This window comes from Mammaliicoccus sp. RAM2, from assembly GCF_045897195.1.
Lineage (GTDB): Bacteria > Bacillota > Bacilli > Staphylococcales > Staphylococcaceae > Mammaliicoccus > Mammaliicoccus sciuri.
The window spans coordinates 1-23118 of sequence record NZ_JBJNWI010000012.1; the positions used below are offsets into that span (position 1 = coordinate 1).

At 34.2% G+C, this 23118-nt stretch carries 22 protein-coding genes; 2 read left to right on the forward strand and 20 right to left on the reverse strand.

Annotated elements, in window-relative coordinates:
- Positions 1–152 precede the first annotated feature (152 nt).
- Positions 153–416, forward strand: a complete 264-nt coding sequence (locus ACJTHF_RS13705; RefSeq protein WP_037587587.1) for a YrhK family protein — start codon at positions 153–155, stop codon at positions 414–416.
- A gap of 61 nt (positions 417–477) precedes the next feature.
- On the opposite strand, the gene priA is transcribed toward ACJTHF_RS13705, so the two are convergent.
- The 4 genes from priA to gmk form a co-directional block, all read right to left on the reverse strand.
- Positions 478–2886, reverse strand: coding sequence for a primosomal protein N' (gene priA, locus ACJTHF_RS13710; protein ID WP_106417557.1), 2409 nt, complete (start codon positions 2884–2886; stop codon positions 478–480).
- Positions 2883–4085 (reverse strand): bifunctional phosphopantothenoylcysteine decarboxylase/phosphopantothenate--cysteine ligase CoaBC, encoded by a 1203-nt coding sequence (gene coaBC / locus ACJTHF_RS13715; protein WP_058591356.1) that lies wholly within the window; start codon positions 4083–4085, stop codon positions 2883–2885. Before coaBC ends, priA begins: the two co-directional genes overlap by 4 nt.
- Positions 4086–4250: 165 nt before the next feature.
- A complete protein-coding gene (gene rpoZ, locus ACJTHF_RS13720; RefSeq protein WP_048542480.1) occupies positions 4251–4451 on the reverse strand; it encodes a DNA-directed RNA polymerase subunit omega in 201 nt (66 codons plus the stop codon).
- Positions 4451–5074 (reverse strand): guanylate kinase, encoded by a 624-nt coding sequence (gmk, locus tag ACJTHF_RS13725; protein ID WP_025904573.1) that lies wholly within the window; start codon positions 5072–5074, stop codon positions 4451–4453. The genes rpoZ and gmk overlap by 1 nt, the downstream gene beginning before the upstream one ends.
- Positions 5075–5247: 173 nt before the next feature.
- On the opposite strand from gmk, the gene ACJTHF_RS13730 reads away from it, so the two are divergent.
- Complete coding sequence (locus tag ACJTHF_RS13730) at positions 5248–6939, forward strand: NFACT family protein (protein ID WP_048542478.1); 1692 nt, start codon at positions 5248–5250, stop codon at positions 6937–6939.
- Between the two features lie 82 nt (positions 6940–7021).
- Here the strand turns inward: ACJTHF_RS13730 and ACJTHF_RS13735 are convergent, their stop codons facing one another.
- The 16 genes from ACJTHF_RS13735 to ACJTHF_RS13810 form a co-directional block, all read right to left on the reverse strand.
- Complete coding sequence (locus tag ACJTHF_RS13735) at positions 7022–7432, reverse strand: VOC family protein (protein WP_048542477.1); 411 nt, start codon at positions 7430–7432, stop codon at positions 7022–7024.
- A 243-nt stretch (positions 7433–7675) separates the two neighbouring features.
- Entirely contained in the window at positions 7676–9271 is a 1596-nt protein-coding gene (locus ACJTHF_RS13740) for an SLC13 family permease (protein ID WP_171992071.1), read from the reverse strand.
- 136 nt (positions 9272–9407) lie between these two features.
- Positions 9408–9686 (reverse strand): hypothetical protein, encoded by a 279-nt coding sequence (locus ACJTHF_RS13745; protein ID WP_048542476.1) that lies wholly within the window; start codon positions 9684–9686, stop codon positions 9408–9410.
- Between the two features lie 25 nt (positions 9687–9711).
- The gene (pyrE, locus tag ACJTHF_RS13750) at positions 9712–10320 is read right to left on the reverse strand and encodes an orotate phosphoribosyltransferase (protein WP_058591355.1); all 609 of its coding nucleotides are present in this window, start codon (positions 10318–10320) and stop codon (positions 9712–9714) included.
- Between the two features lie 5 nt (positions 10321–10325).
- On the reverse strand, positions 10326–11018 hold the full coding sequence (gene pyrF / locus ACJTHF_RS13755; protein ID WP_078355683.1) for an orotidine-5'-phosphate decarboxylase: 693 nt from the start codon (positions 11016–11018) through the stop codon (positions 10326–10328).
- Position 11019: 1 nt separating this feature from the next.
- Positions 11020–11946, reverse strand: coding sequence for a dihydroorotate dehydrogenase (locus tag ACJTHF_RS13760; RefSeq protein WP_058591353.1), 927 nt, complete (start codon positions 11944–11946; stop codon positions 11020–11022).
- Positions 11943–12701, reverse strand: coding sequence for a dihydroorotate dehydrogenase electron transfer subunit (locus ACJTHF_RS13765; RefSeq protein ID WP_049319175.1), 759 nt, complete (start codon positions 12699–12701; stop codon positions 11943–11945). The genes ACJTHF_RS13760 and ACJTHF_RS13765 overlap by 4 nt, the downstream gene beginning before the upstream one ends.
- A gap of 13 nt (positions 12702–12714) precedes the next feature.
- Positions 12715–15888 (reverse strand): carbamoyl-phosphate synthase large subunit, encoded by a 3174-nt coding sequence (gene carB / locus ACJTHF_RS13770; RefSeq protein WP_058591352.1) that lies wholly within the window; start codon positions 15886–15888, stop codon positions 12715–12717.
- Positions 15881–16981 (reverse strand): carbamoyl phosphate synthase small subunit, encoded by a 1101-nt coding sequence (locus ACJTHF_RS13775; RefSeq protein ID WP_048542463.1) that lies wholly within the window; start codon positions 16979–16981, stop codon positions 15881–15883. The genes carB and ACJTHF_RS13775 overlap by 8 nt, the downstream gene beginning before the upstream one ends.
- Position 16982: 1 nt before the next feature.
- Positions 16983–18257: a dihydroorotase gene (locus ACJTHF_RS13780; protein ID WP_058591351.1), complete on the reverse strand. Its 1275-nt coding sequence runs from the start codon at positions 18255–18257 to the stop codon at positions 16983–16985.
- On the reverse strand, positions 18245–19147 hold the full coding sequence (locus ACJTHF_RS13785; protein WP_048542458.1) for an aspartate carbamoyltransferase catalytic subunit: 903 nt from the start codon (positions 19145–19147) through the stop codon (positions 18245–18247). Before ACJTHF_RS13785 ends, ACJTHF_RS13780 begins: the two co-directional genes overlap by 13 nt.
- A gap of 19 nt (positions 19148–19166) precedes the next feature.
- Positions 19167–20468, reverse strand: coding sequence for a solute carrier family 23 protein (locus ACJTHF_RS13790; protein ID WP_048542456.1), 1302 nt, complete (start codon positions 20466–20468; stop codon positions 19167–19169).
- Between the two features lie 146 nt (positions 20469–20614).
- Positions 20615–21142, reverse strand: coding sequence for a bifunctional pyr operon transcriptional regulator/uracil phosphoribosyltransferase PyrR (gene pyrR / locus ACJTHF_RS13795; RefSeq protein ID WP_025904587.1), 528 nt, complete (start codon positions 21140–21142; stop codon positions 20615–20617).
- Between the two features lie 215 nt (positions 21143–21357).
- On the reverse strand, positions 21358–22281 hold the full coding sequence (locus ACJTHF_RS13800; protein ID WP_048542452.1) for an RluA family pseudouridine synthase: 924 nt from the start codon (positions 22279–22281) through the stop codon (positions 21358–21360).
- Positions 22278–22757: a signal peptidase II gene (gene lspA, locus ACJTHF_RS13805; protein WP_058591350.1), complete on the reverse strand. Its 480-nt coding sequence runs from the start codon at positions 22755–22757 to the stop codon at positions 22278–22280. The genes ACJTHF_RS13800 and lspA overlap by 4 nt, the downstream gene beginning before the upstream one ends.
- A gap of 187 nt (positions 22758–22944) precedes the next feature.
- Positions 22945–23118 (reverse strand): hypothetical protein (locus tag ACJTHF_RS13810; protein ID WP_407812630.1); only part of this gene is annotated, 174 nt, incomplete at its 5' end.

Consider the following 23118-nt stretch of genomic DNA (forward strand, 5'->3'; position numbering starts at 1 on the left):
CTTCTGGCTAAACTTGTTCATAACGATGGTCTTGTGAACACTTCTGGCTAAACTTGTTCATAATGGGCGGCTTATAAAACAAAATTCCCCCACATACATCAATCTCTTGAATTTAATCTATTTATTGATATTATCAACTTGAGGTGAGGATTATGCACACTAAAAATAAAAATGAATTAGAATTCACGATTTTCAATATTGATGTTAAAGTTGTTACTTTTTATAAATTTCTATATCAAATTAACGATATCATTCTTGCGATGATATTTATAACGGGTAGTTTTCTATTTTTTAATGAATCGACTACTTTTGCAGGAACTGTTCTATTTGTAATTGGTAGTTTCCAAATGCTCATTCGTCCGTTGATTGCAATTTCAAGGGATATTCATATAAGTAAAATTAGAAAAGAGAACTAGTATTTGCTCTCATCATACAAAAAACCCGTGAAGTTTTCACATTTCACGGGTTTCTTTCTATTTACATCATCATCTGCGGATTAATATCTATCTCTAGTGATAGTTTATCTTTCAAGTATTGCTCGTGATAATAATCATCCAGATATTGTAAGGCTGTTAATAAATCTGGTTCGTTCTTAAATTTAATTAATATCTGGAATCGATGTTTATTATTAATACGTGATAACGGGCTTGGTGATGGTCCTAATACAAAGGATTGTGTAGTAACGTGTTGCAACAATATGCCATGTATATGCTTAGATGCTTTTAATACTTTTTTAATATCTATATGACTGATGGTCAAATTCACAAGATAATAATATGGTGGATACTTACCAATTTGTCTAAATTTCATTTCTTTTTGATAAAAGGACAGATAGTCATTACTTGTGACATCTAAGATAGCGTAATGATCCGGGTTATATGTTTGAATCATGACTTCGCCTTGTTTCTCGTGTCTACCTGCTCTACCTGCCACTTGAGTCAGTAATTGGAATGTCTTTTCACTCGATCTGAAATCTGGCAAGTTTAACATCGTATCTGCATTAAGTACGCCTACTAATGTAATATTTTCAAAGTCCAATCCTTTAGCAATCATTTGTGTTCCTAACAAAATATTTGCTTCTTGGTTTCCGAAAGCTGTTAATAATTTTTCGTGGGCACCTTTTTTCGAAGTTGTATCAACATCCATTCTAATGACTTTAGCGCGGTCGAATGTGTCGTAAATAATTTCTTCGACTTTCTGCGTGCCAACACCCATTTGTCGTATATGTTCACTTTCACAACTTGGACATCTTTGAGGCATAGGTTCACTGTATCCACAATAATGACATTTTAAATCATCATGTGTTTTGTGATATGTAAGCGAGATATCACAATTTGGACATTGTGGTACGTGTCCGCAATCTCTGCATAATACAAATGATGAATGCCCTCTTCTATTTAAGAACAATACAATTTGTTCACCTTTATCAATGCGATCTTGAATGGCTTTTGTCAGGTCATTAGAGAACATCGAACGATTACCTTCTTGAAGTTCTTCCCTCATATCAATTAGTTCAATTTCAGGCATTTTCTGTTGATTCACACGTTCTGGCAATCCTAAATATTGATAAACATTTTTCTCTGCACGTGCAAATGTTTCAAGACTTGGTGTAGCTGATCCTAATACGACTGGGCATTTATGATATTCACTTCTCCATATCGCGATTTCTCTTGCATGATATCTCGGATAATCTTCTTGCTTATACGTTGCTTCATGCTCTTCGTCAATTATAATAAGACCTAATTTTTCAAATGGTGCAAACACACTTGATCTCGCACCGACTGAAACACTTGCTTTACCATCTCTTATTTTTTGCCATTCATCATATTTTTCACCTTTAGATAAACCGGAATGTAATACAGCTACTTCATCACCAAAGCGCGCTTTAAATCGGTTAACCATTTGCGGTGTTAATGCAATTTCAGGCACAAGCATAATCGCCTGTTCACCTTTTTTGAGTACATTCTCAATAGTTTGTAAATATACTTCTGTTTTTCCTGAACCCGTCACACCATGTAAAAGAAACGTCTTCGATTCATTATTACGAACCGCTTCATCAATCTGTGTAAAAGCTTCATGTTGGGCTTCAGTCAACGCTTTATTATGTTCTTTTTCAAAAATACGATGCTCATACGGATCTCTATTCATGATGCCATCGTATTTTTCTAATATTTGATTTTTAACAAGTGTATTGATACTCGATTCTGAGAAGCCTTCTTCTTTTAATGTTCTGAGCATGACATCTTCTCGTCTATGCTCAATTAAATAGTTCATGACATCAAGTTGTTTTTCTTTTTTACTCAATGACATTAAAATCTCATCTAATCGATTTGTAGGTACGATTCTTACGCAAGTTACATATTTTCTTGTGAGTTGTTGACCTACAATTGTATCTTTTATAATCGCATCATTTTCTACAAATTCTTCTAAAATAGAAACAATTTGAAGTTGTTGCGCTTGTTCAAATGTTAAAATACCTTCTTTATTAAAAAGATTTAAATATTGTGCAGGAATTCCTTCTGGTTCAGCAACACAATATACTTTCTGATATTTAGCTTTGACAGCACTCGGTAACATAATTTCTAAAGCAGAGATACGCTTAACTAAATGAAAGTTAGACATCCATTCACTCAATTCAATGAGTTCCGCTGTTAGCTCTGGTTTAAAGTCTTTAACACGAATGATTGATTTTAATTTAGACTGATCAATGTCACTTGTTAATTCTTCACTTATGCCAATGACAAATCCTTGAATTTTACGTGGACCAAAAGGCACTTCAACTCTAACACCGACTTTGACGATATCTACAATATCTTGCGGAATTAAATAATCAAATATTTTGTCGACATTTTTAGCTGGAATATCTACGACTACATTTGCAATCAATCTTCCCACCTACTAGTAATTTCATTTAAAATCTTAATGGCAACTTTTTGTTTAGAAGCTTTAGCAATTGGTACTTTATCACCATTTGCAAAATACATATCTACTTCATTATCTGAAGATCTAAAGCCAATTGCCTCATTCGCGACGTGATTTGCGACGATGACGTCTGCATTTTTCTTTTTCAATTTACCCATCGCATATTCTTCAACATTATCCGTTTCAGCCGCAAATCCAACTAAATATTGCTTATCTTTATGTTCCCCTAAATATTTAAGTATATCTGCCGTTCTTTTAAATGTTAGCTGTAAGTCGCCATCTTTCTTTTTCATTTTATGTTCAGAAGTTTCAACTGGTGTATAGTCAGCGACTGCTGCTGCTTTAATAATCATGTCCATATCATTCATACGCGATTTAACAGCTTGGAACATATCTTCAGCACTTGTTACTTGAACAAACTCTACGCCAACAGGTTGTGTTAAATTCGTTTCTCCACTTACTAACGTAACGTTCGCCCCTAAATCTCTTGCAGCCTCAGCTAATGCATAACCCATTTTTCCACTTGAACGATTTGTAAAATAGCGTACAGCATCTACTTTTTCAACTGTTGGTCCAGCAGTTACAAGTACATTTTTACCTTTTAAAGCAAAAGTTTGTGGTTGTGCTTGTTCTTTAAAATAATCATCAATAATTGTCAAAATGGTAATCGGTTCTTCCATTCTACCTCTTGCAACATAACCACAAGCTAAATAACCTTCCCCAGGCGCAATGAATTTATAACCATAATTTCTTAAACGAGACATATTTTCAACGGTAGAAGGATGTTCAAGCATATGCACATTCATTGCTGGTGCGATAAAAACAGGAGCAGTCGTAGCGAGTAATGTTGAAGTCACCATGTTATCTGCTAAGCCATTTGCTAATTTACTAATTGTATTAGCTGTTGCAGGTGCAACGATGACTGCATCAGCCCAGTCAGCTAACGTAATATGTTGAATTTCACTGACATCTTTTTCGTCAAAAGTATCTGTATAAACGTGATTGCGACTTATAGCTTGAAATGCCAATGGTGTCACAAATTGTTTCGCATGTTCAGTTAACATGACGCGCACTTGATAGCCGCTTTGTGTTAATTTGCTCGTTAAATCTATAGCTTTATAGGCAGCTATTCCCCCAGTTACAGCTAGAAGTATATTCTTCATTTGTGTAGTCCTCCGATTAATTCGATTCTTAAACTTTATACTTATTATACATTCTTTAAAAAAGACTGTCATGAATCTAAATTCCAATATACATATTCAATAAAAAGACCTTTCATGTATGGATTGGTCGTCCAAACATAAAAGGTCTTTCGTTAATTCAAATGATTAGTCTTCTAATTTAGCATATACTTTATGTGCTGCTATTTCTTCTAGTGCTTGACCTACATTTTTTAGTGAACGGTATTCATCTAATAATAAACTGTCAGGGTTTTCTTGTAGTTCACGTGCTCTCTTAGCTGCAGTTGTTACAACTAAATATTTAGAATTGATGCTGTCTTTTAATTCGTTTTGTGGTGGGTATAACATTATTTTTTTGCCTCCAATATCATTTTTCTGTAACGTGCTTCAACGCGTTCTCTTTTTAAGTGTTCAGCTTCTACGATGGCTTGAATACGCTCTTTCGCTAATTCAACTTCATCGTTTACAACAACATAATCGTAAAGGTTCATCATTTCAACTTCTTTACGTGCTTCAAGAATACGGTTCTGTATGATTTCATCTGATTCAGTTCCACGACCGACAAGTCTTTCTTTTAAATGCTCAAGACTCGGTGGTGCTAAGAAAATAAATAATGCTTCAGGAAATTTCTTTCTAACCTGTTTCGCACCTTCTACTTCAATTTCTAAAAATACATCATAACCGTTATCCATCGTATCTCTTACGTATTGTACTGGCGTACCATAGTAATTACCAACATACTCAGCATACTCTATAAATTGGTCATCAGCAATTAAAGCTTCAAATTCTTCTCTTGATTTAAAGAAATAATCTACGCCATCCGTTTCTCCTTCACGCATGTTTCGAGTAGTCATAGAGATAGAATATTTAAAATCCGTACTCGGATCATCAAATATTGATTTACGTACTGTTCCTTTACCAACTCCAGATGGGCCAGAGAGCACTATCAGTAACCCTTTTTCTATGTTCATGTCAAACGACCTTTCCTAATGAATACTTACGATTTATTATCATTTTGTTTTTTTATATCTTACCATATTTCAATTCTATATGGCTAGAGACGTTTAAAGATTAAACAGAATTATACTCATTTAATCCCTTACATGTTACAATAAATTGACTTTTGATAAAGGTGTGAATGCAAATGGCTTTTGATGGCTTATTTACTAGAAAGATCGTTGAAGATATACAATCGCTCGTAACTGGGCGAATTCATAAAATTACTGAACCGAGTAATGACACAATTATATTAACAATTCGAAGTGAACGAAAAAATAAACAATTACTATTGTCAACACATGCAAATTTCAGTCGTTTTCACTTAACTGCTGAAAAATTTGATAATCCTTTCGATCCACCTATGTTTCTTAGAGTACTACGTAAACATTTAGATGGCGGTATTATTCAAAGTATTACACAAATTGGTAATGACAGATTAGTAGAAATCGATGTTCATTCTCGAGATGAAATTGGTGATTTAAGAAAACGAACAATTGTATTAGAAATTATGGGTAGACATAGTAATATCATTTTAATTGATGGAGACCGTAAAATTATCGACGGCTTTAAACATCATACACCTAATACCAATACCGCTCGTACAATTATGCCAGGTTTCAAATATGAATATCCACCTACTGTTAAGAAATTAAATCCATTCGAAGTGGATGATATCAATAAATATATTGATTTTAATTCGGGTAAAATTGACCGACAGCTCCTTCAACAATTTGAAGGTTTTAGTCCACTTATAACGAAAGAAATTACATCTAGACGACCATTTATGAATCAAGAAACATTAGTAGAAGCTTTTAATGAAGTGATGGACGAAGTACAACAATCACCTAAACCTGTTATTTATAGTGATGATTCGACTGGAAAAGAAATTTTCTATTTTATGCCGTTACATTCATATGGGAATGACTATATGTCCTTTAATAGTTTACATGAATGTTTAGATAGATTTTATGAATCACGTGGTGAAAGAGAGCGTGTTAAACAACGTGCATTAGATTTAGTTAAGATTGTTGACCAACATCTTCAAAAAAATCGCCATAAACTAGAGAAATTAATTAATGAGCGAGAAGCGGCTCGTAACAAAGATGAGCAACAATTATTTGGAGAATTAATAACGGCAAATATGTATCAAATTAAACAAGGCGACAAATCGTTAGAAACTATTAATTATTATAACAATGAGCCTATTACGATACCTTTAAATCCAACAAAATCACCTTCAATGAATGCACAATATTATTACAAACAATATAACAGACTTAAGACACGTGAAATAGAATTAGATAAGCAAATCAAATTGACACAATCTAATATCTTATATTTCGAATCATTAGAACAACAACTTGCTCATATTTCTGTTGATGATATTGATGACATTAGAGAAGAATTAGAAGATCAAGGTTTTGTGAAGAAACGTAAAAATAAGAAAAAGAAAAATTCTAACAAAATTACGTTAACGACATTTATTTCTACAGATGGTCAAACGATTTTATTAGGTAAAAATAATAAACAAAACGATTACTTAACGCATCGTGTCGCAAGAAAAAATCAATTATGGTTCCATACGAAAGATATACCAGGTTCACATGTTGTCATACAAGAAGATGAACCAACACAAAAAACAATCGAAGAAGCGGCAATGATTGCTGGGTATTATTCTAAAGCAAGTCAATCAGGTCAAATCCCTGTTGACTACACTGCTATAAAGAATGTCCATAAACCGAGTGGTGCTAAACCAGGATTTGTCACTTACGACAGTCAAACAACACTTTATGTCACGACTGATTATGACGACATTAAAAAATTACTTAAAAAATAACAAAAACTTTCATAACTTGATTGGCCAGAAATCATTTTCAAAGGCTGATAAGTTATGAAAGTTTTTCTATTATATATTGCATTTATGACTGTTGTTCAGGTAAAGCAAGTTGGAAGTTCACGCCAAATTTATCTTGAACCCACGCAAACTCTCTAAATGTTGGTGGTAATTCTGTTTTCGGCATGAGAATCGCGCCTCCAGATTTAAGTTTAGAATATAAATGTTCCATTTCCATTGCTGATTCACACGTTACATATAATGACATTGCAGGATTCATCTCAATTTCAACACCATTTGTTTGATCGATTCCCATAAATATTTGTCCATTTATTTTAAATATAGAATGTTGAACAGTCCCAGGTTCACCAGGTCCTTCTTCACCATACTTAACCATTGTTAAAATTTCACTATCTTTAAAAATAGACGTATAAAAATTAATCGCTTCTTCAGCTTCACCGTTAAACATTAAAAATGTCGTAATTTTTGGTATCATTGAATAAACACTCCATGAACAGATTTTAATCATTTTTTAAATCGTATATTATTTAGTATAATCTTATTAAGCTTTAAAGACAAAGGAGAGATTTTATGTCACTTTCATTATTGTTACCGATCGTTATTATGTTAGCCATCATCATTGTCGGATATATATTTATTAAACTATTTATGGATTAAAATACAACATAAAGAAATGCTTGGAACAACGTCCAAGCATTTCTTTTTTATTATATTTCAATTATTTACTTGCTACTAAATCTATTCCAAATAACCATGGAACCATGAACCATACAAATCCGACGATAATCACACAGCTGATTAAGTTTAACCAAAATCCGGCTGTCGCCATTTCTCGAATGGTTACTTTGTCTGTACCAAATACAATCGCATTTGGTGGAGTACCAACTGGTAACATAAATGCACAGTTTGCAGCCATTGCTGCTGGAATCATTAATGCTAGTGGATGAACATGAATACCAACTGCAATTGTAGCTAAAATTGGTAAGATCATTGTAGCCGTTGCAGTATTAGATGTAATTTCTGTTAAGAATAATACAAACAGCGTAACAATTCCTATAATTAAGATGATATTGACGCCATCTAATCCTGAAATTTGTTTACCCATCCATTTATCTAATCCACTTTCTGTAATGGCAGAAGCTACTGCTAAACCACCACCAAATAGTAATAAAATACCCCACGGTAAATCTTTAGCAATTGACCAATCAAGAATTCTAGCAAATTTGCGTCTTGCTGGAATTAAGAAAAGAATTACTGCTACGAACATTGAAATAGTGCCATCTTTAACTAATTCTGTAAAAGGTAATTGTGTTAATAAAAATTCTCTAGATACCCATAAAAATGCTGCTAAACAGAATAGTGTGAATACAACTTTTTCTTCATAAGTCGTCTTACCTAAAGACTTTAACTCTCTTGTGATAATTTCTCTTCCACCAGGAAGTTCTTTCATATCATGTTTAAATATTACGAAATTTAAATATGCCCAAGTTATTGCGAGTAAGATAATGACTGTAGGTACACCCATAACCATCCATTGACCAAAGCCAATTTCTTCTCCGAAAATCTTTTCGTATTGACCTTTCAAAATAATAAGTGGCGGTGTCCCAATTAAAGTACCCAATCCTCCGATAGTACCTGCATAACCGATACCGAGTACTAAAGATTTTTCAAACTGTGATAAATTGTGATTGTCATTGCCTTCAGCTGTTAATTCATTCGCTTCTTTAATAATTGCCATACCGATTGGAATCATGATCATTACGGCTGCTGTGTTTGAAACAAACATCGACAAAGCACCCGTTGCAATCATAAACCCTAATAAAATTCTACCTGTACTCGTACCAATACTTTTAATAATTACGAGTGCAATTCTTGTATGTAAATTCCATCTTTCCATCGCAATAGCAATAATGAAACCTCCTAAGAATAGGAATACAATATCATCTCCATATGCACTTGAAACGGTCGCGCTATCCATAATTCCGCCTAAAGGAAAAAGGAATAAAGGCATTAAGCTTGTTGCTGGAATAGGAATCGCTTCAGTAATCCACCATACAGCAATCCATAAAGTAGCTGCCATAACGTAGACACCATTTTGACTTAATCCATCTGCTTTAAAAAATAATAACACAACTAAAAATAGTAATGGTCCTAGTATTAATCCGATAAGTTGCGCAGTATTGTAAGCTTTTAATTCAGGATCTGGCTTATTTTGATTTTTCATTGCATCCGCAGAAAAGAATTTTAACATTTCTTTCGTACGTCCACTTTCTTTCCAAAGTTGATTCGTAAACTTATTGTCATGTTTATTCATAATTTTCGCCCCCTTTAAAAGTGTATACGTTTACATTTTAACAAAGGTTTTATGCAATTCATACAATTTTCTGAATATTCATGGTTATATATAAAAAAACTGCTGAAAAATTGAATATCAATTTTTCAGCAGTTTTTTACTTTTCTTCATGTTGATCATCAAAGAATCCTTTTGCTTCTAATTCTTTTTTGATACTTTTGAATATATTTTTGTCGCCTAAATCATATCTTCTCTGTCTATTCACGTTTGTGTTATTTGAATAACCGGTACGTTCGTACATATTTTCGTCTCTTACTTCATAGTGATTAAAGTCAGGTTTCGCATTAGAATCTTTTTTAAGAAAATCATTAATATGTCCCCATTTTTTTATCTGCTCTTGTTCTTCTGCAGCAGATAATTTATGTTGGCTTTCCATAAAGACCCCCCTTATCTTGACTTTATTATAAAGTATCTTTCCAAGCTTTTAAAGTCTTTATATCTTTATTTTCGATATAACCTTCTTTTTCAGCTACTGAAATCAGTTCATCATAATTAGACAAAGTATAGAATGGAACATTGATTTCTTTGAAAGCTTCTTCTGCTTTGTTAATACCATATGTAAAGATTGCAAATACCCCTAATACTTCCGCGCCATCTTCAATTAAAGCTTCCACAGCATTAATTGATGAGCCACCTGTTGAAATTAAATCTTCAATTACAACTACTTTTTTCCCTTTGCTTAAAGCACCTTCGATTTGATTCCCTTTACCATGACCTTTGCTTTTAGATCTCACATAGCTCATCGGTAATTTTAGTTGATCCGCAACAAATGCTGCATGCGGAATACCTGCTGTTGCCGTACCAGAAATAATTTCAACATCTTGAGCATGTTCTTTAATCATTTGAATTAAACCTTGATAAATATTTTCTCTAATTTCAGGATATGCTAATGTCACTCTATTATCACAATAAATCGGTGATTTTATGCCTGAACTCCATGTATATTGATCGTCAGGTGAAAGTGTTACAGCTTTAATTTCTAATAATGATTGTGCAATATTTTGAGTCATATGAATTATCCTTCCCATCTTTGTAATATTTCGTGATATCTTGCTACTGGATCTTCATGTTGCGTAATTGAACGACCTACTACTATATGTGTTGAGCCTAATTTTTTAGCATCTTCTGGCGTTGTCACACGTTGTTGATCATGTGTCTTATCAGATTCTAAACGTATACCTGGTGTCACTTTCAAGAATGTTTCACCGATATGGTCTTGAATTAAAGTAGATTCTAATGGTGAACAAACGACACCATCAAGTCCTGCTTCATGTGCCATTTTCGCATAATGCACGACTGATTCATTGATGGATGATTGAATATTTTGTTCATCTTTCATTTGTTGTTCTGTAGTAGAAGTTAACTGAGTTACAGCAATTAACTTAGCATTAGGATTTGTTTCACGTAAACCTTCAAGTCCAGCAGCCATCATGTTTTTACCACCTGCTGCATGCACATTGATTAAGTCGATATTGAGTTTACCTAATCCTTTTAATGCGCCTTTAACAGTGTTTGGAATGTCATGTAACTTTAAATCTAAAAAGATATCATGACCTCTTTCTTTAATTCGATTGATTGTATCAGGACCATTTTGCAAATAAAGTTCCATACCTACTTTTACAAATAGGGGTTCATTAAATAAATCTAAAAATTGATCAACTTCATCTAGAGTTGCAAAGTCTAATGCAATTATCGGTGTATTCTTCATGTTATTTGACAACTCCTTGTTGGTTATAAGTTCTACCTTTAAGTTCTGTAATATGTTCAACACCTAATTTGTCGAGTAATGTAGGTAATTCATCAATAATATCTTTACATACTGTTGGATTTTCAAAGTTTGCTGTTCCAACTGCTACTGCATCAGCACCAACTGAAATATAATCAATGACATCTTGAGCCGTTCTCACTCCACCCATTGCGATAATTGGAATATCAACGTGTTGACTGACTTCGTATACCATTCTTAATGCAACTGGCTTGATTGCTGGACCACTTAGTCCGCCTATAACATTGCTTATGATTGGTTTTCCGGTCTTCGCATCGATTCTTAATCCTACTAAAGTGTTGATCATCGTTATACCATCTGCGTATTCTGCAATAGCTTTCGCCATTTCTACAATGTTCGTCACATTAGGTGATAACTTTACATACACAGGCACTTCTGAAACAGCTTTTACTTTTCTCGTCAGTTCTTTAGCCACCTCAGGAACAGTACCGAATTGAATCCCACCTTCTTTAACATTTGGACATGAAATATTCAATTCTAGTGCATGAACATTTGATGCTTGTGAGATATGTTTTGCGACGTAAACATATTCTTCTTCAGTAGATCCTGCTACATTAGCAATAATGGGTACATCATATTGTTCAAGGTATTTCAATTCATGTTCCATAATATGGTGAACACCTGGATTTTGAAGGCCAATCGCATTAATCATACCGCTTGCCGTTTCAGCGACACGTGGTGCTTCATTACCGTATCTTGCAAATTGAGTTGCTGCTTTAATCATGATTGCGCCAAGTTCTGATAAATCATAAAACTGACTGAATTCTTTTCCGAAAGCAAAGCATCCACTTGCTGGCATGATTGGATTTTTCAAATTTAATCCTGGTAACGATACATTTAATCGACTCATATGATGACAGCTCCTTTTTCAAATACGGGACCGTCTGTACAAACTTTGACATACCCCGCTTCATTATCAGTATGGCATACACATGCATAACAAGCACCGATGCCACAACCCATACGTTCTTCAAGTGAAATATAACCTTTCACATCACTTAATTGAAGTGTTAAAGCTTTCAACATTGCTTTTGGTCCACAGCTGTAAAAAATATCGAAGGGTGTGTCTAAATTTTCAATAACAGTTGTAACAAATCCTTTAGTACCAAGCGTTCCATCTGCAGTTGCAACATACGTATCACCTAGCGCACTAAATTCGTCTATATAAAATGCATCTTTAGCACTTTGAAAACCTAATACGTGAATTGTCTTTATACCTCTAGCATTGAGCTGTTTAGACAATTCGTACATAGGTGGCACGCCAATACCACCTCCAACTAGTAAGGCAGTATTTTGCGCTTCATCAACTGGGAATCCGTTCCCTAAAGGTGCAATCACATCAATTGGATCACCTTGTTTTAATTGTGAAATCAATTCTGTACCGTGTCCCTCTCTTCTAAAAAGCATTGTAAATGTTTCTTCTTCACGGTTCACTTCACAAATTGAAATTGGTCTTCTCAACATATGTTCAGTTCCTGTACCAGCTTTAATATGAACAAACTGTCCAGGTTTTTTCATATTTTTCGTAAGATTTCCACGTACTTTTAATTCAAAAATAGCATCTGCTATTTGATTATTTGATACAACTGTCATTATCTCGGACATTATAATCCCCCCACTACATTTGTTCAGTTCTAAATGTCATACTTTCCACTACATCTGCTAAAGCATTTGCCGTATCGAGTGATGTTAAACATGGTATACCATTTTCTACTGATTCACGTCTAATTTGGAATCCGTCTCTTTCGTAGACTTTACCTTTTGTCATTGTGTTAACCACAAGTTGTACTTCACCTTTTTGTATTACAGATAGCAAGTCATGTTCGCCGCCTATTTTACCAACCGTATACACTGGGATGTCATGTTCTTTAAAGTATTGTGCCGTACCTTCTGTTGCAAAAATTCTATAACCAATCTCATGAAATCTCTTAGCGATTGTTAATGCTTCAGCTTTATCTTTATCACTTACAGTAAATAATGCTGTACCTTGATCTTGTACTTTTAAACCACTTGCTGTTAAACCTTTATATAATGCTTTTTCTAAAGTACTGTCTTTACCCATTACTTCACCTGTCGATTTCATTTCAGGTCCTAATGTGATATCAACATTTTTAAGTTTATTAAAGCTGAATACTGGTGCTTTAACATATACACCTTCTTTATATGGCGCTAAACCACTTTTATATCCTTGTTCTTTCAAGGTGATGCCTGCAATTGCTTTAGTAGCAATCTTAGCCATTGGAATTTCAGTAATTTTACTTAAGAATGGTACAGTACGACTCGCTCTTGGATTAACTTCCAGTACAAATACTTCTCCTTTAGAAAGCACAAACTGAATATTGATAAGTCCTACTATGTTTAAGCCTTTTGCCAATTTCGTTGTGTAATCGACTAATAAATTAATTTCTTCATCCGTTAACGTTTGAGGTGGATATACGGCAATTGAATCACCTGAATGGACACCCGCTCTTTCAATGTGTTCCATAATACCTGGGATGACAACAGTTTCACCATCTGAAATTGCGTCTACTTCAATTTCTTTACCTGTTAAATAACGGTCAATCAGTACTGGATGCTCTGGGCTTGCTTTAACTGCTTGTTCCATATAATTTCTCAATTCAGGTTCAGCATATACAATTTCCATCGCTCTTCCACCTAGTACATATGAAGGTCTTACAACAACCGGATAACCAATTTCATTTGCGTTATCTATCGCTTCTTGAACTGAAGTCGCTGTTTTACCTAATGGTTGTGGTACATCAATTTTTTGTAATAAAGCTTCAAATTCTTTTCTATCTTCAGCTCTGTTAAGATCTTCAAGCGTCGTACCTAATATTTGAATACCTTTTTGTGCAATTTTATCTGCTAAGTTGATTGCTGTTTGTCCACCAAATTGAACAACTACGCCTTTAGGTTGTTCGTGATTAATGATACTCATCACATCTTCTTCAGTCAGTGGCTCAAAGTATAACTTGTCAGATATCGAGAAGTCTGTTGAAACTGTTTCAGGGTTGTTGTTAATAATAATTGCTTCATAACCCGCTTCTTGAATAGCCCATACAGCATGTACAGTAGCATAATCAAATTCCACACCTTGTCCAATTCTAATTGGACCTGATCCTAATACGATGATTTTTTCTTTTTCAGTGACTATAGATTCATTTTCTTCTTCATAAGTACCGTAGAAATATGGTGTTTCTGATTCGAATTCTGCAGCACATGTATCTACTGTTTTGTAAACTGGGTTAATACCATGTTCTTGTCTTAAATCATATATGTCTCGCTCTGATTGTTCCCATCTATGTGCAATGACTTTATCACTAAAGCCGTATTGTTTTGCCCATAATAATGCGTCTAAATCGCCTTTTTTCTCTTTTAAATCATGTTCAATATCGATGATGTGTTTGAATTTATTCAAGAAGAAATAATCAATTTGTGTTAATTCATGTATTCTTTCAAGTGATGTACCGCGTCTAATGGCTTCACCAATAAAGAATAATCTTTCATCATCTTGTGCTTTAATTCTCTCTTCAATAAAATCTAATTCAAATTCATCGCCATTTGGTAAACCTAAGTGATGCACACCATATTCTAATGAACGAATCGCTTTTAATAATGATTCTTCATACGTTCTACCTATTGCCATGACTTCCCCAGTTGCTTTCATTTGTGTACCGAGATGACGTTCGCCTTTTTCAAATTTATCAAAAGGAAATCTTGGTATTTTAGAAACAACATAGTCAAGTGCTGGTTCAAATGCTGCATAAGATGTGCCAGTTACAGGGTTTAACATTTCATCTAAAGTCATACCGATTGCTATTTTAGCTGCTAGCTTCGCAATTGGATAACCTGTTGCTTTTGAAGCTAATGCTGACGATCTTGATACACGAGGATTAACTTCTATTATGTAGTAATCTAGTGATTTTGGATCAAGTGCTAATTGTACGTTACATCCGCCTTCAATTTTTAAAGCACGAATAATTTTCAGTGATACATCTCTTAACATTTGATATTCAACATCTGATAATGTTTGACTTGGTGCAACTACGATTGAGTCACCTGTATGAATGCCAACTGGATCGATGTTCTCCATGTTACAAACTACAATGGCATTATCATTTTTATCTCTCATCACTTCGTATTCAATTTCTTTGTAACCTGCGATGGATTTTTCTAGTAAACATTGTGTTACCGGGCTGTATTTCAAACCATTTTGAACAACTTCTCTTAGTTCTTTTTCATCGTGACAAATTCCGCCACCAGTACCACCCATTGTAAAAGCAGGTCGCACAATTAGCGGGTAGCCAATTTCGTTCGCAAAATTTAAAGCACCTTCAATATCGTTCACGATATCACTTTCAGGTACTGGTTCATTTAATTCATTCATAAGTGTACGGAATAAATCTCTATCTTCAGCTTGTTCGATTGAAGATAGTTGTGTACCTAATAAACGTACGTTATTTTCTTCTAATACACCATTTTCGTGTAATTCAATTGCCATGTTCAAACCAGTTTGTCCACCTAAAGTTGGTAACAATGCGTCTGGTTGTTCTTTACGAATAATGCGACTTACAAAGTCTAAAGTTAAAGGTTCAATATATACTGTATCTGCTATTTCAGTGTCCGTCATAATTGTTGCTGGATTAGAGTTTACGAGAATAACACGGTAACCTTCTTCTTTTAGTGCTAAGCATGCTTGAGTGCCTGCATAATCAAATTCTGCAGCTTGACCTATAATGATTGGGCCAGAACCAATTACTAAGATGGATTTTATATCAGTTTGTTTAGGCATTGATTGTACGCTCCTTCGCTTTATGTAATTTGATCATTTCAATAAATTCATCGAATAAATAGTTTGAATCGTGCGGTCCAGGTGATGCTTCTGGATGATATTGTACTGAAAATGCTGGATATTTTTTATGTCTTAATCCTTCAATTGATTTATCATTTAATGCGATATGCGTCACTTCTAAATCAGTTTGTGCAATAGACGCTTCATCAATTGCATAACCATGGTTTTGACTTGTTAAATCTACTTTTCCAGTTTGTAGATTTTGTACTGGATGATTGGCACCTCTATGACCAAATTTCATCTTATAAGACGTTGCACCTTGAGATAATGCAAACAATTGATGTCCTAAACAAATGCCGAAGAATGGTATTTTACCGACTAATTGTTCAATTGTTTGAATGGTTTCTTGTACACTTTCAGGATTCCCTGGTCCATTTGAAACCATTATGCCATCTGGTGAGATATTCAGTATTTCTTCAAATGAAGTTTGGTATGGTACGACTGTTACATCACATCCTCTTCTATTAAGTTCTCTCACGATATTTTCTTTTTTACCGTAATCAATTAATACAACTTTATAGCCATCGCCAGTTGAAATGTATGGTCTAACTGATGAAACTTGTTCAACTTCGTCCGTTCTTAACGATTCAGTATTTAAGCGTTGAACGAGACTTTCTATTTCATCAGCATTATCAGTAAATCCAGCTTTAAGGACACCGAATTTTCTAATTTTACGTGTTAAACTTCTTGTATCAACACCTGAGATACCTGGTATATGATAGAATTTTAACGTTTCATCTAAAGACTTACTTGATCTAAAGTTACTTGGGTAATCACACGCTTCTCTCACGACAACACCATTTAAAGTTGGTGTTAATGATTCAAAGTCATCTCTGTTTATCCCATAGTTACCAATAAGCGGGTAAGTAAATGTAATGATTTGTCCAGTATAAGATGGGTCTGAAATGGTTTCTTGATAACCTGTCATTGCTGTATTAAAAACAATTTCTCCAACTGTTAAATCATCTGAACCTAATGCATAACCTTTATATGTTGTTCCATCTTCTAATACTAAGTATCTTTTATTTTTCATCTTATACTTCCTCCTTGAAGACGATTTCTCCATCACAAATTGTTAAAATTGGATATCCTGAAACGACTTCTCCTATAAATGGTGTGTTAGTACTCTTAGAAGCAAATTCTTCTGCTCGTATCGGTCTTTCTGTTTCCAAGTCTATGATAGTTAAGTCAGCGTAGCTTCCTTCTTCTAATCGACCATAAGGTAAGTTAAATGTTTCACTTGGCTTCGTTGTTAAAAATGCAACAAGTTGTTCTAATGTGAATTTACCTGTTTTCACAAAGTGTGTATATAATAATTGGAATGCTGTTTCACTTCCTACAATTCCGAAAGGTGCATCAATCATTGACACTTCTTTTTCTTCTTTAGCATGTGGTGCATGATCTGTTGCAATGCAATCAATTGTTCCATCTATTAAACCTTCGATTAAAGCATCTCTATCTTCTTTCGCTCTTAAAGGTGGATTCATTTTGTATATCGCATCGTCACCTGGTACGTCATCTTCTGTAAGTAATAAGTGATGTGGTGTAACTTCAGCTGTTACTTTAATACCTGCTTTTTTAGCATCTCTTATGACACGTACACTTTCTTTTGTAGACACGTGACACACATGGTAATGACAATTTGCTGCTTCAGCTAATAACACGTCTCTAGCAATTTGTACCGCTTCGCAAATTGAAGGAATACCTGGAATGCCAAGTTCTTCACTTCGTTTACCTTCATGCATTGCACCACCATAAATTAATGAATTATCTTCGCAGTGTGCTACGATTGCTTTATCAATTTTAGCTGCTTCTTTCATAGCTTCGTACATCATTGAAGCTGTTTGTACACCTACACCATCATCAGTAAATTGGAACATTCCTCTATCTTTTAATGCTTTGAAATCAATATGTTCTTTACCAGCTTGTCTTACTGTAATTGATGCATAAGGTAAAACTCTTACCACTGCATGCTCATCAATGATTTTGTGAAGACGATCTAAATGTTCAACTGAATCTGGGACAGGCTTTGTATTAGGCATTGGACAAACTGTTGTAAATCCACCTCTTGCTGCTGCTTTAGTACCTGTTTCAATTGTTTCTTTATGTTCGCCACCAGGTTCTCTTAAATGTACATGTACATCAACAAATCCTGCTGAAATAAAATGTCCTTTCGCATCAATAACTTCTTGATTCTCAACTTCTATATAATCATCTATTTTTTTAATTTTGCCATCTTCAATTTCAATTTCCTTGTTAACTAATTGACCTTCTAATAAGATTTTTCCATTTTTGATTATAAGTGACATTTTACTTTTTCCTCCTTGTGATTAAGTACAGCATGTATACATGCCATTCTAATGAACACGCCGTTTTCCATTTGTTTAAAAATTCTTGATTTCGAACTTTCTACAAGTGAAGTATCTATTTCAACACCTCGGTTGACTGGTGCTGGATGCATGACGATTGCATTGTCATGAAGTTTGTTATATCTATCTATCGTCAGTCCGTATGCATTGTGATAGTCTTCTTTACTAAACGTTGTACCTGAATCATGTCTTTCATTTTGCACTCTTAACAACATACATACATCTACTTCATCTATCACATCATCAATTTCTACATATGGTACATCTGAAAAATTACATTTCCATTGTTCCGGTGCTGAGAACATCACTTCCGCACCAAGTTTCGTTAAAGCATCTGCATTACTTCTTGCTACTCTTGAATTTTTTATATCACCTGAGATTAAAATTTTTAATCCTTCGAAGTAACCGTATTCCTCATATATTGTCATAATATCTAGAAGACTTTGCGTCGGGTGGTGGCCACTACCATCTCCACCATTTAATACTGGAATATTAAGCCCTTGTAATGTGTCATAATATGCATTTTCGCTATGTCTAATGACTAATGCATCTACACCAATGGATTCTAAAGTTTTGCAAGTATCATATAAAGATTCACCTTTTTGAACAGATGAAGTACTTATTTCAAAAGGAATGACTTCCAAACCTAATTTTCTTTCAGCCATTTCAAAACTACATTTTGTTCGTGTTGAATTTTCAAAGAATAAGTTTGCGACCGTCATGCCTTTACCAAAAGTTTCTGCACCATTTTCTTTAATGTCTTGTGCTTTCGTTATAATTTTCATGATGTCGTCTTTAGTTAAATCAGTCATTGTTAATAAATTTTTCATATGACACGCCTCCTGAGAATTATTTTATTTTCTTTGGCAATATAAGATTGAGCAAGATACCTACTGTTGCTGCTAAAGCCATACCTTCAATGTTTAAATGTATACCAATACCTGTGAAGTCTAAATGTGCTTTACCGATTCCTAATACGAGAATGACAGAAGCAATAATCAAGTTACGGTTGTCACCGAAGTCGATATTGTTCTCCACCAACATTCTCAAACCACTTGAAGCAATGATTCCGAATAATAGTATGGAAACACCACCCATAACTGGTGTTGGTATTGTTGAAATCATCGCTGTGAATTTACCAACAAATCCTAAGATTAGTGCAAGTACTGCTGCACCTCCGATTACCCAAATACTATAAATTCTTGTAATGGCTAGTACACCAATGTTCTCGCCGTATGTCGTACTTGGTGGCCCACCAATAATTGAAGCCATCATCGTTGATACCCCATCACCAATTAATGAGCGGTGTAAACCTGGATCTTTGAAGAAGTTCTTACCGACAATTTTATTGATGACGATTTGATGACCAATATGCTCACTAACCGTTACAAAAACGATTGGCAGCATGATTAAGATCAGTCCCCATTGTAGAGATGGTGTGTAATCATGAAACGGTAAGTAAATATCTGGCATTTGGATCCATTTCGCTTTTGAAATTGGCGCTAAGTCTACAATTCCAAATAATAATGAAGATATATATCCAACAATTATTCCGATAAGTACAGGAATAATTGATAAGAATCCTTTGAAAAATACTGAAACGATAATTGTTGTAATTAATGTGATGAGTGCGACTGTAATGTATATGCCACTATAGCCTTTCATTGCATTTGAATCTGTGTACATCGCCATGTTAACTGCTACCGGTGCTAATCCAAGTCCGATAACCATGATGACAGGTCCTACTACGACTGGTGGTAAAAGATTAAGCAACCAATTCGTGCCAGTAACCTTTATAATCAATCCGATAATGACGTAAAGAACACCACTCATAAATAATGCAACAAGCATTTCACCGAGGTCATGTGTCTTGAGCCCGACAATAATCGGTGTTATGAATGCAAAGCTCGAACCGAGATAAGCTGGTATCTTTCCTTTCGTTATCAGTATATAAAGTAGCGTTCCTAAACCTGATGCAATGAGTGCTGCTGAAACAGGTAAACCTGTTAGAAATGGTACAAGTACCGTAGCTCCGAACATTGCAAATAAATGCTGTGAGCTTAAGAAGAACCATTGTGATGCTTTAGGTTTATCATTAACATCTAGTATGGGTTCTACTGTTCGTTTAAACATTTCTTCATTTTGTGACATTTCCATTCTCCTATTCAAAAAAAAGATCCCTTCACAAGATATGCAAAGGGATCTATGTATACAGTGATACCTATAAAGGTATAGTTATCTCCTGTAACCATATATGCTCCTTTGCCAGTCTCTCGTACTGATTTAAAAGGATTTATTTAATTTAATTTTACTGCTGTTTGTTGGTCGAACTCTTCTAATTCAACGACAACTGATTCATTAGATGATGTTGGAACGTTCTTACCTACATAATCTGCTCTAATCGGAAGTTCTCTATGACCTCTGTCGACTAAAGTTGCTAAACTTATTTTTCGTGGTCTTGCGTGATCTAATATAGCATCTAATGAAGCTCTAACAGTTCTTCCTGTATAAAGGACATCATCGACAATAATGACATGCTTATCATTAATATCTACATCGATATTAAATGATTTTACTTTAATCGTACCTTGCTGATTCTGAACATCGTCACGATAATGTGTAACATCAATTTCTCCAGTTGGTACTTGAACTTGTTCGATGTCTTGGATTTTCTGCTCAATTCTGTTCGCAAGAAATACACCTCTTGTCTTTACGCCTAACAAGACAATATCTTTAGTACCTTTGTTCTTTTCAAGTATTTCATGTGACATTCTTGTTAATGCTCTATTTACAGCAGCAGCATCCATGATTAACCTCTCAGCCATATTCAATCTCCTTCCACAAAAAAATACTCACGTCTTTAGAAGACATGAGTATACACTAGTACCATACAAAGATGGTCTACACGCTCATATTATGTCTTCTCAGCCTCTCTGGACTGTCTGTTAAAGACGCTTTAATTGTTAAAACAATAATATCGTTTTTTTCATATGATGTCAAAGTTTAAATAAAATTAAATAAGTATTATTACACGTTGTACTTATTTTTTATCTTCTCGATTTCTTAATTTCTCTAATAATGTTTCAAAATACTCTGGTAATGGTGCTTCTTTTTCAATATATTCACCAGTAACTGGATGTTCAAATCCTAATAATCCAGCATGTAAAGCTTGTCCACCAATGTTCAATGTCTTCTTCGGTCCATATTTAGGATCACCTACTAAAGGAAAACCAATATGTTTCATATGCACTCTGATTTGATGAGTACGACCAGTTTCTAACTGACATTTAACCAATGTATATTTTTCGAATTTTTCAATTACATTAAAGTGCGTGACAGCTTCTTTACCATCATCAACGATCGCCATTTCTTGACGTTCTTTAGGATTTCTGCCGATTGGTGCTTCAATTGTTCCAAATTCGTGAGGTATATTACCATGTACAAGAGCTGTATATTCTCTAGTCACAGTTTTATCAACTAACTGTTCAACTAATCCTCTATGTGCAATATCATTCTTAGCAATCATTAATAAACCGGATGTATCTTTATCTATACGATGCACAATACCGGGTCTAATTTCACCGTTAATACCAGATAAATCTTTAATCACATACATTAATCCGTTTACTAACGTACCTGTATAATGGCCAGGTGCTGGATGCACAACCATACCTTTAGGTTTATAAACGACCGCTACATCTTTGTCTTCATAATAAACCTCAATACCTAAATCTTCTGCGACAATATCAACTTCTTCTATTACTTTTTCAGTCGCAACAATAACATCATTAAGCTTCGTCTTATAATTTGCTTTAATGACTTTACCATTTACTTCAACTAAACCTAATTTAATCCAATCTTGAATTTGATTTCTTGACCAATCTGGATTCAAATCAGGTAATAATTTATCAATTCTTACACCAATTTCATTTTCTGTCTCTATCTTAAATTCAAATGTATTCAAGCTTTTTCCTCCTTGCCCTCAAATAAAATCACAATTATCAATACAATGACACCTAACGTTAAAGCAGCATCTGCTACATTAAATATCGGGAAATTATAGCTGAAAATATATGTATCAACAAAATCAACAACTTCTCCTCTAAACAAACGATCTATAAAGTTACCAATTGACCCTGCAATTAACAAACTTAGTCCAAGTTGAACATCAGGTCGACCGTATCCTTCATTCTTAAAGAACATAAATAAAATAACAAGCACGACAATTGTTACGATATAAAATAACCACATTTTTCCTTGTAAAATCCCCCAAGCAGCACCTTGGTTTCTATGAGATGTAATATATAAAAAATTACTGATAACCTTTATAGACTCACCCACTTCTAAAGATTTAACAATTAAATATTTAGTAAGTTGATCAAGCGCGATTAATATAATAATAAAAGTACTCCAAATCGGTACATTGTAACCTTTACGCATCTACTTTCCACTCCAATCTTGATTATTTTACCACATAACACGACCTAATTGTTAATATGATCTTTTAAATTACACATCTAATTCAAACACCTCATCACATATATTTTCTTTCATAACCAATTTAAAATTAAACAAAATAGAAAGAGATCAAGCAACAACAATTGCTTAATCTCTTTCATTCATTAAATTACACTTCATACTTACGCGACAATCTATAAATACCAAGAAAAATAAAAGCAGATAAAATGACTAAACCGTTACGTAACCACGTACTATCACTCTCACCCGTCTTAGGTAATTCTTTTTGTTGTTTATCTGATTTATTATCTGCAGCTTTAGCTTTACTGCTAGTTTCCTTAGT